This is a genomic window from Pseudomonas fluorescens (assembly GCF_902498065.1).
GTDB classification, from domain to species: domain Bacteria; phylum Pseudomonadota; class Gammaproteobacteria; order Pseudomonadales; family Pseudomonadaceae; genus Aquipseudomonas; species Aquipseudomonas fluorescens_BJ.
In genome coordinates, this window is record NZ_CABVIR010000001.1 from 550,786 (window position 1) to 567,275 (window position 16,490).

The following is a 16,490-nucleotide window of genomic DNA, read 5'->3' on the forward strand; positions in this document are numbered from 1 at the left end:
CCGTTGGCTGCGAAGCAGACCCACTCAGTATCTTCACCCAGATATCGATAATCCGTTGTGTAATGCGCCTCACTGTTACTGATTCGACTTTGGTCATAGAGGATTCATCGCGTGAAAGCTTTGTGCCATCATGCGGCGTATTTTGGCCTACAGGGAGAGCCAGATGGATATCGTGCTTTGTTTAGCGGACGGGAAAAAATACAGCACTCAAGCTTTTGAGCTGCTGGGGGACTACGTTGTTTCGATGTATCGAAGGCAACTTGCATGTCCAGAATGTCGTGGGCCGGCCTTCTATCGCAAGGAATCAACAAGTGGGCAGGCTGCGTGTTTTGGTGCACGTCCTCACGCAGCGAACTGCGATTTAGCTGCAGTTGAGTCGAAACAAGGTGGAGGACTCGGCCCTGATAAGGAAGAGCGAATCAATTCTGGAGAAAGAATTGAAGTAGATTTTAATTTTGGTGCTCATCCGATACAGCATGTTCACCCCGACGATCCTATCGATCCGAATGGAAGGGGGGGACGATATAGTAGAGGTGCTAACGGTCGAGCACGTCCCGCAATGCACCGCCGTCTTAGCACTTTGCTAAAAAATTTGATGCACAGTACGGATTTTGGAAACTCAGATCAGATAATAGCTTTACCTGAAGGGCAGTTTCGGGTGAGGGATTTTTTTGTTGAGTTTTCTAGCACTTCTGATATGCACTTAAATCAGTATCGTGGCTACTGGGGGATGATATCGGATGCTGGTATTTCATCTGGTAGTCTATGGTTGAACAGCGGAGGTAGAGAGGCCGTTAGTATCGTCGTGGGTGGAGATTTAAGTGATGTATTTACCGCTAGATTCCCTTGTTCAGACTTAGATGATTTCGCTGGCTCTTATGTACTTGTTTTCGGAGTCCTTAAGGTTTCACAAAGTACGAATAAAAAACGCTACATCGCAGTTGGCCAACTAGAGAGAATCACCCTTAGTTTTTCTGATTAAAAAATGGTGGGTTTATTTGTCGTGAAACTGATGGATGTCTAAAAATAAATCCGCTCCTTTGTTCTTTGTGTATGTATGGTTATAAAAAGGAAAGGTTGATGGATAAAATACTGCTTACGGCTTTTCTGACCGCGCTGGCTGGTTTTATTACGGCCGCATTGAGCATTGTTAAGTTGGTCAATGAGAAAGAAAGTAAAACAACTGAGTATAGGCAGGCTTGGACCGAGTCTGTACGCACTGCAATGGCTGAATTGATCGCAAAAATTAACGCTAAGGCTTCGACCATGGTGTCAGCCAAAAAAAACATCTTGAATTATTTTGCGCTTCATGAAGAGTGCGAAGGGAAGGATGAGTTGCGAACAAAAAATTTAATTGAACTTCAGCGAGTCTTGGTCGAGTCAGGATATGAGAAGTCGAATAGTCTTACTTCTGAAATCTATCAAGCATATGCTAGTGTGAGACTTCACTTCAAACCAGATGATCTGGGATTTAATAGGGTGGAGCAGAAGTTTGAATGGTGTATGGCGAAGTTTGAAGAGCTAAAGGCTGAGCAAGGTGATGAAAAAATTGGTGCTATAAAAGAGCAAATACATAGCGCGGCTAATGATATGACTGCATTTTCTAGGAGTATTCTAAAGACGGAGTGGGAGACGGTTAAGCTTGGTGAGCCAGCTTACAAAGAGACAAAGAAGTGGTCGATTCGAGCATGTATTTTAATGTTTTTTTTGCTCATAACTATTGGTGTTCATGCGGCAATTTCGTATTCGAAAAAATCAGCAAGCGAAGTGATGGTAGTGCCCGCTGCTAGTCTTACGCCCTAATATTATTAGGTTGTTGAGTCAGATTAATATTGTATTATCAGTGCAGGAAATGGGGTGGGTTATTTTTAGATTTGTTTTTTATGAAAAGAAATCTGTCCCGCTTTCCCTTGCAACTGATATGGCTCTGTAACTAGACGCCCAGTCAAAAAGCCCACTTCACCGGTGACGGTCAGTGGGCTTTTTTGTGCCTGGAATACGGGGCTGGCGGGTAGCTTTCGTTTACCTTCACGCAACTTGCAAAAGCAATGCAGATGGGGCTAGATCGCCTGCAAACGGCCATTCACCACAGGGATCTGTTTATGCCGCTGAGTTTCCATAAGATGCACGCCAATGGCGATGACTTCGTGGTCGTGGACGCGCGAAACTCGGCCAATCCAGTGACAAGTGCCCTGGCTCGGCGCATGGGCGATCGCAATCGTGGCATCGGCTTCAATCAACTCGCAGTGGTGCTCGATTGCGAGGATGCCGATGCGCGATTGATGTTCTGGAATACCGACGGCTCCCCGCTAGATGTGTGTGGCAGCGCCACGCGGGGGGCTGCGGACAGGCTGATGCGCGAATCGAATTCGAAGTCGATAACACTTCGGACCCACCGGGGTCTGCTCACGTGCCAACGAACCTCCAGCGGCGCCATTTCGGTCGACATGGGGCAGCCGCTGTTCGGTTGGTCGGATGTTCCCCTGGCGCAGGAAATGGATACCGCGGTTCTGCCCCTTGATGGCGATCCGGCAGCGTGCAGCATGGGCAATCCGCACTGCACCTATTTTGTGGATGACCTGACGGCGATTGATATCGCGGCCATCGGACCGACCCTTGAAACCCACCCGCTGTTCCCCAACAGGACCAACGTGCACTTGGTTCAGATCATTGACCGCAAGCACATTCGACTGCGCATTTGGGAGCGCTGGGGCGCTATTCCGCTCGGTTCAGGTTCGTGTTCTTGTGGCGCCGCGGTTAATGGAATTCGGCGCGGGTTGTTGGACGATACCGTTGAGGTGGAATGTGATGGCGGGAGTGTTACGGTTCAATGGGATGGTGTGGGGGCGGTGTTTTTGATTGGGCCGGTGGAGGCGGTTTTTTCGGGGACAGTTGCGGATAGCTTGCTAAAAGACTGATTGCTTCTTTGTCGTGGTCGCTCGTGGAGGACGGCTTTCGGCCCAGAGTGTGTAAAAACACCTTCGCGAACCCTTGCTATGATTTCTGAGGATTTCATCGCAGGGATCGCCCATGAAGCGCTTTATCCAAGGTGAACATCGAGGCCAAGGCACCTTACTTCCCGAGAGCCTCGACGACTACGTTAGCGATACCAATCCGGTGCGCGTAGTCGACGTTTTTGTCGACGGACTCAACCTGGTTTCCTTGGGTTTTGACGGTGCTATTCCGGCTGACACAGGCCGTCCCGCTTACCACCCCGCGATCCTGTTGAAGATATACATCTACGGCTATCTCAACCGCATCCAGTCGAGCCGACGCCTGGAGCGAGAAGCTCAACGCAACGTCGAGCTGATGTGGTTGACCGGGCGTTTGATGCCGGATTTCAAGACCATCGCCAACTTCCGAAAAGACAACAGCAAGGCCATTCGAGGCGTCTGTCGCCAGTTCGTTGTGCTCTGTCAGCAGTTGGGACTTTTCGGAGAAAATCTGGTCGCCATCGATGGCAGTAAATTCAAAGCAGTCAACAACCGCGACCGCAATTTCACCAGCGCCAAACTGAAGCGGCGAATGGAAGAAATTGAATCGAGCATCAACCGTTACCTGACAGCACTCGATGCTGCCGATCGGCAAGAGCCAACAGCCTCCGAGCCCAGCGCCGTGCGGCTGGAGGAGAAAATTGCCAAGCTGAAGACGCAAATGAAAGAGCTTAAAGCGATCGAAATCCAGCTCAACGAATCGCCGGATAAACAGGTCTCACTGACCGATCCAGACGCCCGCTCCATGATGACGCGCGGCACGGGAATTGTCGGCTACAACGTGCAAACAGCGGTCGACACCCAGAACCATTTGATCGTTGCTCATGAGGTCACCAACTTCGGTTTCGACCGAGATCAACTCAGCTCGATGGCGAAGCAGGCTCGCGATGCCATGGCGTCCGAAACGCTGGCGGTGGTAGCTGACCGAGGTTACTTCAAGAGTGAAGAAATCCTTGCCTGTCACGACGCGGACATCACTGCCTACGTGCCAAAGCCGATGACTTCAAGCGCCAAGGCGGATGGTCGATTCAACAAAGATGCGTTCGTTTATGACGCGACGAAAAACGAATACATCTGCCCGGCTGGAGAGGCGCTGCCTTGGCGCTTCTCCAGTATTGAGAAAGGCATGAATATGCACAGTTATTGGAGTTCGAAATGCCAGGGTTGCGCGCTGAAAACGCAGTGCACGCCGAGCAAAAATCGTCGAGTAAGGCGCTGGGAACATGAAACGGTGCTCGAGGAAATGCAGCGTCGGTTGAATGATGCGCCGGACATGATGCGAATCCGAAAAAAGGACAGTTGAGCATCCCTTCGGGACGCTCAAACAATGGATGGGCTCAACGCATTTCCTGACGCGCAAACTGGTTGGGGTAAGCGCTGAGATGAGTCTGAATGTACTCGCCTACAACATGAAGCGAGTTATGAGCATTATCGGTACAGCAAGCTTGCTGAAGGCGATGGCGGTGTAAAGTCTCGGTTTTCTCTGCCCCAGAAGGCGCTCAACCGCTACATAACCGCTTTGGAAGGTCATTAATGCTTATCACGGAAAACGCTTGGACAATTGCATCGCCCAGGAGCGCCTGAATGACGCACTCGATATACGAAAGCGTTTTTACACACTCTGGGCCAGAAGCTGACGTCGGTTAAGCAAGATTTCGGTGCAGCCGTCCCACATGGCTGCACCAATGCCTATGTGCCATAGGAATAACGCCGAGACTGAACCAACAACATGCCAGTCCCGGCTATGTCATATTGGACAAGAACTAGGTTTTGTTATCTGAAGGGTTAGAGAGGTTTGATGATGACCAGACATCTTTACCTCGCCACTTTGTGGGTCAAGAACTAAGCCGCTAAGGCCGGCTGGATATGATTCATTTGTTGAAAGCCGAACTACTGGGAAATAGCCCTCTCTCAAAAATGACTGATATGTTTTTGATTTCGTGCCAGTTTGAAGCAGCGTAAAGTTGGCCTTCATTACAACGTCGTCTTGTTCATTCAGCTGATAAAACACATCCGCGAATAAATCTATCGCCTGTGCCCCAATCGCAACATAGCCAAAAGCGTCTAACGTGGCCCCATTAACGCCTGCAGCAACAAAATCCTTGAAGGTTGTTTTGCTCCCCTCTGGCAGCTGAGCGTTGATAATCTTCGTAGAATCTGTAATGTCCTTTTTGACCTTCGTAAGCTCGTCATGATCTTTTTCCGATACGTACAGGCTGAAAGTGATAGGGCCGCCATAATACTTTCGTGGGCCGTACAAAATCAGATTATCCACAGTCAGAGGGCGACTCTTGAGTTGTCCTTTCGATTCATGGATAGAAAGCTGTTTGCCGGGGGCGGTTGTTCCTGCTGGTAATTCAGTTGGTGTCTCGTAAACCTGTGAGGTAAAGGAAATCTCGTTTCTAGTTTTATCCTCACCTATCAACTTTCTCTCGAACCAAGTCTCGAAGTTTTGATTCAGGTTGCCGGTATTCATGACGACCATGATACAGTCCCCAGCATGGAATTCATCGCCCTGAAGATTCGCTTTAGCAACATTTGGATCATACGACGGCAAAAAATTCGATTTTCCTCCCTTTTGTATAGGCGGGTTCAGTGAGTTTGAGTCCACAGGTACGTAAGCAACGAAGGAGTTGGACTCCAGTTCGTTGAATTTTTCTTGATAAAAAGTGCATCCAGAAAGCACGGTCGTGCCAATTATTATCAGCAGTGCGGCTCTTTTCATCGCTCTCTCCCATACAATTCATACCGAAGGCTGGATAGCAGTACAGCACAGAGTCAGCAAAATGCCACTATCTGTGCGTGAGTCAAATCACTGGTGCATCAGCTTTTTCAGGATGAGATGAGGTTTGGCCGTTTTGGAGCATTGGAAGGCTCATCGTGGTTTTCAAGCATTACAGTTGATGAGAAGCCAAAACCTATCGAGCGGTATCACTTCTTAATTCCATACAACCCAGAGCAGCCCAACGCCAAAACTCAGCGGCGTCGAAGCCGTCCGCCGCAGTGCCTTGTTGGGCCTGCGATATAGGATTAGATGCAACTTAGAGCGGGCTGTCGTCTACCTGTCGACTGAGCTGCATACACAATGCTGCGTCTTGAACAGGCGCGGTCTGTAGGTAGGATGGCTGCACCGCGTCGTAGAACCGGCAGGCCAAGTAGCCTGTGGTGCGTTTGCGGTAACTGCCAGGATTAACCAAGCCTCGTGCCCTTACCCAATCGGACGTCGTATCATTCAAATAGGTTTCGACTTTGCCATACTTTGTATTGAACAGACTAAGTCGTGCGCCGTCGACCAGAATTCGAATGGAATACTCGCGGATAACAGCCAGCTCAGGCTGATTGACTAGATTTATGCCGAGTCGGTTTCCAAAAGTCTTGTAGTTCTCTATCTTAGTGAGCTGCGTCAGGCCGCGGCCATAGTAAGCGCGACGGTGTTTATCCGGTTTTGCATACGCAGGAGGGTTGGTTTTCGAGAATTTTTCGATATATCCGGGTTGCAAAGTGTAATTGGATTCCTTTAACGCGGTGGCTATTGACAGTGCGAGCACCTTGGGGTCGCCGCCTCCACTGGTCTCCCAATAATCGAAGATCCCTTCGATCGTGCATTTGGGAACGCCGTTGAGGATCGATCTAAGGTCATTGAAGGAGATTGCATCATGACGTTTTTTCATCACGGGATTACCGGATGCGTCCATTACGTGCTTCCCGCTTGCATCTTTCACTGGCTGTTTATAGTCGTACTCGAATTTTTCTGGATGTCGGACGATTTCTTCCATCTTTGACCAAAACTTTGCGCGGTCGATCAATCGTGTCGCCGACGGCGCGCCGTGCAGGTACCGACAGGCGTCGGCATCTGGCGCAACCCCGACTGCTGCGACTGCTGAACTTTCGGTTGCATGGCATATATTTATCGAAATGAAGCTTGCGATTAATGCGCAAGCGATAGCATGTAACTTTTCCATTAGTAATTCCTCGAAGTGGATGAAGGCAGCCACGCTGAATGAAGTCGCAAGGCAGCTCAATAGCCGCTCTCGGAAAATAGTAGACTACGAAACACCCGCTGAACGATTTAGCCAATCTATTGCATCGACCGATTGAATCCACAGCCGATTGCTGCCTTTGGGTACTCACTTCGGCAACATGAGTACAGCGACAGCTAGGGTGAGCGACGTGCCTCAGCATACTCACCTCTAATTGGCGTCGTCTGTTGCCGCGCGTAGCACAACCTAAGATATGTCGTTGACGCATAATGACGCGATACACCCACCCGCGGTTCTACTGTGAATGCTAGGTTTTTTCGTTCCGCAATTATTGTTCGCGTATTGAAAACAAAGGTTCACGTGGAAGCAGAAAAGCTAAAATTGCGGAACGCAAACACCAGTCCGAGCCTCTTAATTCCTCGCTTTGTCGAAGACTTAAAATCGTTCGAGGACGCAAAAGGTGTTTGAAGGCCCATCCCTATGTGGGCTTCGCAAAGGTGATTCAGGGGCTGCATTCAACTCATAGTGCACGGATCGGCCCTGACGTGGACCGGTCCGTCGATGGCGGTTAGAAACACCAGTCCTCAGCGTTTACGACACGACAGAATGGACCCGCGAGGGTCGCATTGTGATGAGCGACAATTTCTTCGGCCTTCAGCGCAGAGGTGTCCGAGCAGGTATGACCATCGGCGATCAGCACGGCATCGAAACCATGGTCTCGTGCGGCGCGGCAGGTGCTGTCGACACAGTATTGGGTCTTCATTCCGGCAATGACCACACCCTGAGCACCACAAGCCCGTAGCTGATCGACCAGAGTTGTCTTGGTGAAGGCGTTGGGTCGACTTTTTTCGAAAATCACTTCGTCGCCCTGCAGCACCAGTTCCTGCACCAGCTGCGTCAACGGGCTTCCAGGCTCGATTGGCGAACCCGGTGGACCAATGTGGCGGGCGAGAAAAATGGGGGCGCCCGCACGCCGGGCTTTATTCAACAGGTTGTTCAACGTGTCTACCAGCGCTTCGCCAGCCCATGGCTTATCCGCGCCATGAAATAATCCAACCTGCATATCGAGAATCAACAGTGCATACATAGCGCTTTTCCTTGCGTTTTGGCCAGCGACACAAGGGCAAAAGAAAAGGCCCTATCCATCACTGGCGGGCCTTTGAAGTTCGTGCGTTATCGGCTCACGACACCTCTCACGACCCGCCTTTGGCGGTCGTGGTAGTCGTGGTCAAGTTAATTCGTGGTTGGTTCATAGGGCTGACAGTAGCTGCGCGGTACCGGGTTGGCAAGTGAATGGTACGTGCATGAAGACTGATTGTAATATCGATCGCTGTCCGCTTCTGGCCGTTCTCTGCCTCTCATATCGACGAAGCTTACAGGTAAAATTCGATGCAAGATGGCTGGTTAGGTCGAAAGCAGATGAGTAGGGGATCCTGCACAATTACCCATTAGCCCCTCTCCTAAGTGCTATCACACTGGCTTGCTTGATCGCTACTTGATTCTCCATCGACTGCGGAGCCGGCGTTCAGGCCCTCTTAACTCCGAGCGCCGCAATCAGAACGCTGGAGAGGCCACTACCTGCGTCTCGAAATGCATGGTAAGCGGCTGTTTAACCGAGGCACGAGAGTTCGTTCGTTCCGTTGTCACAGCATGGCTCGATCTTGAATGCGGTGGGCGGTTGCCTAGAGATCGCGTCGATGGAGGGTTACTGCGGTTCGGCCTTGATGAATAGCTCGCGAGTCCGCGACTCCATCTTTGTTAAATGGGCCAGGTCGTTTTTTTGATTTGAAGATCGAAACGGATTGCAGTGTTTTTTACATACGCTGGCCGGATAGGCGCAGAGGACTTGCATCGACCTTCGGGGATTTTCGACGGGCCAATGCACTTGCTCTTCGGAACACACCTCGCTAACCTTCCTCGTCGCTGCCAATTCAGCGAACGGGTGTGGTAGCCCGGTTATTTCATAGACCCAGAACGCCTCAGGGCGTTTTTTTGTGCTGGCTGCTTTGTGGCGGCTGTGCATGGGAGGCTTCGGCCTGCCGGGTTTCTATGACCGGTCTACCACCCTGTGTACAGCCGTCTCCTTATTTTGCGTGGTAGCAAATTTGGAGAGGTCCACTTCATAGAGGCTCCACAATGATCAAAGAAACCCCGAATCCCCCCGATGCGGATGACTGCACAGAAGTCGATTTCGAATCCCCACCCCGCAAACCCGCCGAGGCCGAGCGCCGTCCCAACCCCATTTTCACCATCGCCCCCAACGTCAATAACGAAACCCTCCTGGTTCACGCCTGCGAAACACTTGCCTCTGCAAGCGTTATGGCCAGTGAACTGGCGTTCATACTCGAAGGCCCCAAATGCAATTTGGCACTCGGAATTCAGCAAATGATTGCTTTAGCCGAATTGACGGTGAATCGGGTGCTGGATCAAGTTGACCCGCAGGAGTAGGCGAGGGCGTTGATGTGACGTGATGCGCCAAAAGAAGCTCTGCCCCATTTAGCCGGGGCAGGGCTTTTTTGTTTTTGGATTGAAGCCGCAGCACCAGAGATAGCCAAACGAGTGCCTTCATCACTCGGAAATGAATGAGTCAGGATCGTCAAAGGCTAAAACCGAACATCTCAACCAAAGGACGCGACATTCATGGAAACCCCCTTTTCTCAAATCAGCGAGCGTTTGAACCATCGCCGATTTACGGTTGCGGATAACGCTCAAGGGCTGTCCGGTGCGGGCACCGTGTTTCACTAGCAGGTCGAGGGGAATGCCATTTCGAGCACTTACCAGGGCGGACGGATACGCATCGGTAATCAAGTCGGGGATGTGACAGGCCCCGATACCATTGAGCTTCTTTTTAGTGTTTGACGGCGGATGGCGAGATGCTTGCCGGCTGGTCTCGTGGCACGGTGGGCGTTGATCACGCAGGGCGTACCACGCTAGCCTTCGTTTGGGGCTGGTTGTCGGGCGCGACTGGCGGCGGGGAGTCGAGCTACGTCGAGCTTACGGGCTAGCGGCTAAGTTTTTTGTGATCATTGCGTAGCCATCTGTGCGGTAGCCATGCGGTAAAGCACCGATGGTCACCGGGTCGGGTCAGCTGCAATAGCCGATCTATACTGGAGCAGTTCGTTGTCTTTCTGTCATGCAAGCCGTCGACACCCGTGCGCTGTACGGAGCACCCGTGCCAACCGCCAACGTAACCAGCGCAGAGTCCACGCGTCGCGTCTCCAGCATTGAATGACTGGCAGTGCTCTTGGCTTTGTAGCTAGTGGGTCGTGGAGAACATCATGAAATACAGACTTTTTTCAGGCGTTTTATTAGCACTTGCGGCAGCGGTGGTAACGCCCGGTGCCTCGGCTGCACAGGCACGAGCCTTGGCGTCGGATGGCGCGGATCATGTAGGGGCAGGCTCGGTCGCAGCGGATGGTGCAGATCACGTCGGCGCTGGCGCAGTCGCAGCTGACGGCGCAGATCATGTCGGAGCGGGCGCAGTTGCGGCGGATGGTGCCGATCATGTCGGAGCGGGCGCAGTTGCGGCGGATGGTGCCGATCATGTCGGAGCGGGCGCAGTTGCGGCGGATGGTGCAGATCATGTCGGCGCTGGCTCGGTCGCAGCGGATGGTGCAGATCATGTCGGCGCTGGCGCGGTCGCAGCGGATGGTGCAGATCATGTCGGCGCTGGCTCGGTCGCAGCGGATGGCGCAGATCACGTCGGCGCTGGCGCAGTCGCAGCTGACGGCGCAGATCATGTCGGAGCGGGCGCGGTCGCAGCTGACGGCGCCGACCATGTAGGTGCCGGCGCAGTAGCGGCGGATGGCGCAGATCATGTCGGCGCTGGCGCAGTCGCAGCAGATGGCGCAGATCATGTCGGCGCTGGTGCAGTCGCAGCGGATGGCGCAGATCACGTTGGGGCTGGCGCAGTCGCAGCTGACGGTGCAGATCATGTCGGAGCGGGCGCAGTCGCAGCGGATGGCGCCGACCATGTCGGAGCGGGCGCAGTCGCAGCTGACGGTGCAGATCACGTCGGCGCTGGCGCAGTCGCAGCGGACGGTGCAGATCATGTCGGCGCTGGTGCAGTCGCAGCGGACGGCGCAGATCACGTTGGGGCTGGCGCGGTCGCAGCGGACGGCGCGGACCATATCGGCGCGGCGCGTCTTGCGTACTCCCGTAATGGCATTGGTTCTGATCGAGTGGCATCCTCGCTGATGGACGGCAGTTACTCCGACCAGTTCAACAGTCCGATCGGCAATCAATAACGCGCCACTTTCATTGGGGAGAATTACTGTTCATGACGACGCAAACCGAAACCGCCATCCTGGCCGGTGGCTGCTTCTGGGGTATGCAGGATTTGCTGCGACGTTACCCCGGCGTGCTGTCCACGCGAGTGGGTTACTCGGGCGGCGATGTGCCGAATGCGACTTATCGCAACCACGGCAATCACGCGGAAGCGATCGAGATCGTGTTCGATCCGCAACAAATCAGCTATCGGCAGATTCTCGAGTTCTTTTTCCAGATTCATGACCCGACGACTCAGAATCGCCAGGGCAACGATATCGGCGCCAGCTACCGATCTGCGCTGTTCTACCTCAGCGATGAGCAGAAACGGGTTGCCGAAGACACCGTGGCTGACGTCGAAGCTTCCGGCCTTTGGCCCGGCAAGGTGGTGACCGAAATCACCCCGGCCGGGCCGTTCTGGGAAGCGGAACCGGAACACCAGGATTACCTGGAACGACTTCCCGACGGTTATACCTGCCACTTCATCCGCCCCAACTGGACATTGCCAAAACGCGGCTGATCAAGCTCAGAGGCGGTTCGAATGAGCCGTCTCTGTTCCGCCGCTTTGAAGCCGACTCAAGACCGCTCCAGCACACTGTCGCCCGCATTCTTGGGCAACCTGATCACATCAACCAACGCCAACAACCCCAACACCGCCACGCCCACAAAGGCCACTCGACAATCAGCCACCTGCGCCTGAAGCTCATGGCGAGGGTGAAAACGATGATTGCGCCGGCAAACACCTTTCGCGCACCAAAGCGGTCGGCGATCCAGCTGGACAGTGGGATGAAGATCGCCACTGCCAGAATGCAGGCGGTGATGCCGATGTTCATGTCGACCGGCGTAATGCCGAATGCGCTGGCCATGGTCGGCAACGCGGTCGTGATGACTGAGGCGGCGCGGTGTACCTGAGCAGACGCTATCGCTGCGGTGCGGCGAGCCGACAGAATTTGCTCTGATCCGTATTTTTCTGCGCTATCTGCATCTGTAATGTACCCGGCTTGCGCCCCACAATGACCGCACGGTCCGCAATCGCGGTAGCCACTGAACCGCAAACTCATGATGTAGGAGGCCCCATGCCCAAGATGGCCATTTTTCTGGGTGGATTTCTGCTGCTAACCCTTTTGATCGGTGCCTTGGCCACGATCTCGCCGACCTAGTTACTTTCCTCAATGCGCAAAAAGCACAACGCCTCCATACCGGGAGGCGTTGTTGTTTCAGCGATACCGTTTATGCAAAAAACTGTCGGCATAACCCGTAACGTTTAGAACCTGGCTTGCCAGCGATGGCGTCATCTCGACCACCATCGATTCGCCAGCAAGCCGGCGCCTACAGATCGAAACGATCCAGGTTCATCACTTTCGTCCAGGCCGCAACGAAGTCCTTCACAAACTTCTCCTTCGCATCACTGCTGGCATACAGCTCAGCCAGAGCGCGCAACTGCGCATTCGAGCCAAACACCAGATCGACCCGCGTCCCGGTCCATTTCACTTCGCCGGTTTTGCGATCGCGCCCTTCGAACTCCTGATTGGCGTCCGACACCGGTTTCCACTCCACCCCCATGTCCAGCAGGTTTTTGAAGAAGTCGTTGGTCAACGCCTCCGGCTGCTGGGTGAACACGCCGTGTCGGGTCTGGCCGACGTTGGTGTTCAACACCCGCAAGCCGCCCACGAGCACGGTCATTTCCGGTGCACTGAGGGTCAGTTGTTGCGCCTTGTCGATCAACAGGTGTTCGGCCGACACGCGGTAGCGGGTTTTCAGGTAGTTACGGAAACCATCGGCGATGGGTTCGAGGAAGCCAAAGGATTCGACATCCGTCTGTTCTTGCGAGGCGTCCGTCCGTCCCGGTGTGAATGGCACCGTCACGCTGTGACCGGCATTTTTTGCGGCTTGTTCGACACCGACGCTGCCGGCCAGCACGATCAGGTCCGCCAGCGAGATTTTCTTGCCGCTGTTGTTGAACTCACGCTGAATGCCTTCCAGTTTCGCCAGCACATTCGCCAGTTGTTCAGGCTGGTTGGCTGGCCAGGATTTCTGTGGCGCCAGTCGCAGGCGTCCACCGTTGGCACCGCCACGTTTGTCGGAGCCACGGAAGGTCGACGCCGCTGCCCAGGCCGTTGATACCAGCTGCGAGACGCTCAGGCCAGAGGCGAGGATTTTGCTCTTGAGTGCGGCGACGTCGCTGTCGTTGACCAAGGCATGGTCGACTTGCGGAATCGGGTCTTGCCACAACAGCTCTTCGCTGGGCATTTCCGGGCCGAGGTAGCGTGAGAGCGGGCCCATGTCGCGGTGAATCAGCTTGAACCAGGCGCGGGCGAAGGCGTCGGCCAACTGATCGGGATTGGCCAGGAAACGCCGGGAAATCGGTTCATAGATGGGGTCGAAGCGCAGCGCCAGGTCCGAGGTGAGCATGGTCGGGTTACGCCGCTTGGACGGGTCGTGCGCATCCGGAATGGTGCCGGCACCGGCACCGTTTTTCGCTACCCACTGGTTCGCACCGGCCGGGCTTTTGCTCAATTCCCACTCGAAGCCGAAGAGGTTTTCGAGGTAGTTGTTGCTCCACCGGGTGGGCGTGGTGGTCCAGGTCACTTCCAGCCCGCTGGTGATTGTGTCCGGGCCTTTGCCGGTGCCGAAGCTGTTTTTCCAGCCAAAGCCCTGGGCTTCAAGACCGGCGGCTTCCGGCTCGGCACCGACGTTGTCGGCAGGGCCGGCACCGTGGGTTTTGCCAAAGGCGTGGCCGCCCGCGATCAGTGCCACGGTTTCTTCGTCGTTCATGGCCATGCGGCCGAAGGTTTCGCGAATATCCAGGGCCGAAGCGACCGGATCGGGATTGCCCTCCGGACCTTCCGGGTTCACATAGATCAGGCCCATTTGCACGGCGGCCAGAGGGTTTTCCAGATTGCGCCCCTCTTCAGTACGGCTGTCCTCATTTCTACCGGGTTCGGCCACGAGTGGAACATCGCCGGGTGCTTGCACGGGCGCGTTGTCTTTACCGTAGCGAGTATCTCCGCCCAGCCACTTGTTTTCCGAGCCCCAATAAACGTCTTCATCGGGTTCCCAGACATCCGCGCGACCACCGGAAAAACCAAAGGTCTTGAAGCCCATCGACTCCAGCGCGACGTTGCCGGTAAGGACGATCAGGTCGGCCCAGGATATGTTGTTGCCATACTTTTGCTTGATCGGCCACAGCAACCGGCGCGCCTTGTCGAGGCTGACGTTGTCCGGCCAACTGTTGAGCGGGGCGAAGCGCTGCTGGCCGGAACCGGCACCGCCACGACCATCACCGGTGCGGTAGGTGCCTGCGGCGTGCCAGGCCATGCGGATGAACAGCGGCCCATAGTGACCGAAGTCTGCGGGCCACCAGTCTTGCGAATCGGTCATCAGCGCGGTCAGGTCACGCTTGACCGCGGCAAAGTCGAGCTTTTTGAACGCTTCGGCGTAATTGAAGCCTTCGTCCATGGGGTCTGACAGGGACGAGTGCTGGTGCAGGATCTTCAAATTCAGTTGGTCAGGCCACCAGTCGCGGTTCGTCGTGCCACCGCCAGCGGCGTGATTGAACGGGCATTTCGATTCGTTTGCCATGTGCGAGCTACCTTTGGTCGTGTTCATCCGGCTATCGGGCCCGGGACGGGCATTAAATAGCGACGAGCGGAATCAAGGACATAGGCTGCAGGGCCAGCAGTTGGATCAACTGATTGTGGTGACCACACGGGAATTCTGGACAGCGGCAATCAGGTTGCCTGCGCGGTGGCCCACGGGTGGCCTAGTCAAGCTTCGGGCTCATTCCTGTCTCCTTTTCAGCGCTAATCCGGCCGGCTTATGGCGCCAGCGCAGACTAAGGTTAGACCCGAGCCGGGAAGTCAGCTAATAGGGCGAGTGTTGGGGCGTGATAGACGTACTCTTTCAATCTGGCGCCCGGAAACATTTCAAGGGCGCGGTTGTTTGCGCTACTGGCCGGGTGCCACAATGCTCCTTTGTCGCAGCATCATGATCAGGCGGATCAAATGGACGGACTTGGACCCCGGTACAACCCGGATGCTTTGATAGCAGCGCAGGTACGCACTGATCGTCTGCATCAGTTGTTTCATCAGTCGGTGACGGCGATTCCGGGCAGTGTCCTGGCTGCAATCATGTTGTGTCTGTTGTGTTGGGAACGCTTCGATCATCGCGTCATTTTTTGGTGGATGGGCATCCTGGCGGCGTCGACTTCATTACGCGTGTTGATGTTTGTTGCCTATTTTCGCAGCGACAAAGGTGCGCGAACCCCTCAGCTCTGGGAATGGAAATACTGGAGCACGCTGGTGTTATCTGCCGGTATCTGGGGCGCAGGTGCGCTGGCGCTGATGCCCGCAGACGATATTTTGTCCCAGGCACTGGTCATGCTTTTTACTGTCGGGATGTCGGTCAGCGCGGTGTCCTGCTACTCGGCCTACCGCTACATGACGTTGGTGTCCATTGGCTTGGTGTTGTTGCCGTGCACGATGTGGCTGTTGTTCCAGCCGTCAGCGATGCAAGTCGGCATGGCGCTGGCGGTGCTGGTGTTTGCCTCCTTTGTGGCCAGCGCTACCCGCAAACTCTCCGATGCATTGGAAACCGCCTTTCGATTGACCCGTGAAATGGAGCAGGCGCACCGCATTTCCACTCTTGCCGCGCAGACCGATGAACTCACAGGCCTGAGGAATCGCCGGGCTTTTTTCGAGCACGCCCAGCAGCTACACAGTTACTGCAAACACAACCAGTTGCCGCTGTGTGCCGTGATGCTGGATATGGATCACTTCAAACACATCAATGACACCTACGGTCATCAGGTCGGGGATCAGGTGCTGAGTCAGATGGGCCTGGTCATCAGCACGTCGTTCCGTGAAACGGATGTCTACGGCAGGCTGGGGGGAGAGGAGTTCGCCATCCTGCTCCCGGACACTTCGATTGAAGAAACCCTGAACATTGCCGAGCAACTCATCCGCTCCATTGCCGGATTGATGACTGGCCCGGTGCACTGCATAACGGCCAGCCTCGGTGTCGCGTCGATGGACGCCGCTGACCTTGATTTGCACAGCTTGATGAATAACGCCGATAAAGCCCTGTATCGAGCCAAGGCACGTGGCCGCAATCAGATCGCCATTTCCGAGTAAGGCCGCACAAGGCCTGTGACTTGGCAGTCGTTCAAGTTGCACAGGAAAGACCGCCGAGGGTTTGACGATCCGGGGCGGCTGATAAAAAGAGCACGTACATTCAATTTTCCCCACCCCCA

12 protein-coding genes and 3 pseudogenes are annotated in these 16,490 nt (G+C 54.5%); 10 read left to right on the forward strand and 5 right to left on the reverse strand.

Annotated features, from left to right (window positions below; all coding sequences use genetic code 11):
* The first annotated feature begins 163 nt into the window (after positions 1 to 163).
* The 4 genes and pseudogenes from F8N43_RS02700 (at position 164) to F8N43_RS02715 (ending at position 4,462) form a co-directional block, all read left to right on the forward strand.
* Positions 164 to 982 (forward strand): hypothetical protein, encoded by an 819-nt coding sequence (locus tag F8N43_RS02700; RefSeq protein ID WP_150653158.1) that lies wholly within the window; start codon positions 164 to 166, stop codon positions 980 to 982.
* Positions 983 to 1,080: 98 nt separating this feature from the next.
* Positions 1,081 to 1,803 carry a hypothetical protein gene (locus F8N43_RS02705; RefSeq protein ID WP_150653159.1) on the forward strand — a complete coding sequence of 241 codons (723 nt, stop codon included), beginning with the start codon at positions 1,081 to 1,083 and terminating at the stop codon, positions 1,801 to 1,803.
* 299 nt (positions 1,804 to 2,102) lie between these two features.
* A complete protein-coding gene (dapF, locus tag F8N43_RS02710) occupies positions 2,103 to 2,918 on the forward strand; it encodes a diaminopimelate epimerase (protein ID WP_150653160.1) in 816 nt (271 codons plus the stop codon).
* Between the two features lie 112 nt (positions 2,919 to 3,030).
* Positions 3,031 to 4,462, forward strand: a pseudogene (locus tag F8N43_RS02715) (IS1182 family transposase).
* Positions 4,463 to 4,740: 278 nt separating this feature from the next.
* Here the strand turns inward: F8N43_RS02715 and F8N43_RS02720 are convergent.
* The 3 genes from F8N43_RS02720 to F8N43_RS02730 all read right to left on the reverse strand — a co-directional run bounded on the left by F8N43_RS02720 (position 4,741) and on the right by F8N43_RS02730 (position 8,060).
* Positions 4,741 to 5,718 (reverse strand): hypothetical protein, encoded by a 978-nt coding sequence (locus tag F8N43_RS02720; protein WP_150653161.1) that lies wholly within the window; start codon positions 5,716 to 5,718, stop codon positions 4,741 to 4,743.
* Positions 5,719 to 6,034: 316 nt separating this feature from the next.
* Entirely contained in the window at positions 6,035 to 6,955 is a 921-nt protein-coding gene (locus tag F8N43_RS02725) for a hypothetical protein (RefSeq protein WP_150653162.1), read from the reverse strand.
* 586 nt (positions 6,956 to 7,541) lie between these two features.
* A complete protein-coding gene (locus F8N43_RS02730) occupies positions 7,542 to 8,060 on the reverse strand; it encodes a cysteine hydrolase family protein (RefSeq protein ID WP_150653163.1) in 519 nt (172 codons plus the stop codon).
* A 1,049-nt stretch (positions 8,061 to 9,109) separates the two neighbouring features.
* On the opposite strand from F8N43_RS02730, the gene F8N43_RS02735 reads away from it, so the two are divergent.
* From F8N43_RS02735 to msrA, 5 genes and pseudogenes are all read left to right on the forward strand, one after another.
* On the forward strand, positions 9,110 to 9,421 hold the full coding sequence (locus F8N43_RS02735; RefSeq protein WP_150653164.1) for a DUF6124 family protein: 312 nt from the start codon (positions 9,110 to 9,112) through the stop codon (positions 9,419 to 9,421).
* A 192-nt stretch (positions 9,422 to 9,613) separates the two neighbouring features.
* A pseudogene (locus F8N43_RS29430) lies at positions 9,614 to 9,978 on the forward strand (hypothetical protein).
* A 409-nt stretch (positions 9,979 to 10,387) separates the two neighbouring features.
* A complete protein-coding gene (locus F8N43_RS29275) occupies positions 10,388 to 10,756 on the forward strand; it encodes a hypothetical protein (protein WP_191630101.1) in 369 nt (122 codons plus the stop codon).
* A 21-nt stretch (positions 10,757 to 10,777) separates the two neighbouring features.
* Positions 10,778 to 11,170, forward strand: a complete 393-nt coding sequence (locus tag F8N43_RS29280; protein WP_191630102.1) for a hypothetical protein — start codon at positions 10,778 to 10,780, stop codon at positions 11,168 to 11,170.
* 82 nt (positions 11,171 to 11,252) lie between these two features.
* Positions 11,253 to 11,759, forward strand: coding sequence for a peptide-methionine (S)-S-oxide reductase MsrA (msrA, locus tag F8N43_RS02750; protein WP_150653165.1), 507 nt, complete (start codon positions 11,253 to 11,255; stop codon positions 11,757 to 11,759).
* Between the two features lie 187 nt (positions 11,760 to 11,946).
* On the opposite strand, the pseudogene F8N43_RS02755 reads toward msrA, so the two are convergent.
* Positions 11,947 to 12,189: pseudogene (locus tag F8N43_RS02755) on the reverse strand (MFS transporter); the annotation flags it as partial.
* Between the two features lie 379 nt (positions 12,190 to 12,568).
* The gene (gene katG, locus F8N43_RS02760) at positions 12,569 to 14,821 is read right to left on the reverse strand and encodes a catalase/peroxidase HPI (RefSeq protein WP_150653166.1); all 2,253 of its coding nucleotides are present in this window, start codon (positions 14,819 to 14,821) and stop codon (positions 12,569 to 12,571) included.
* Positions 14,822 to 15,243: 422 nt separating this feature from the next.
* Here katG and F8N43_RS02765 point away from each other — a divergent pair, with 422 nt between their 5' ends.
* Positions 15,244 to 16,371, forward strand: coding sequence for a sensor domain-containing diguanylate cyclase (locus tag F8N43_RS02765; RefSeq protein ID WP_150653167.1), 1,128 nt, complete (start codon positions 15,244 to 15,246; stop codon positions 16,369 to 16,371).
* Positions 16,372 to 16,490: the final 119 nt, after the last annotated feature.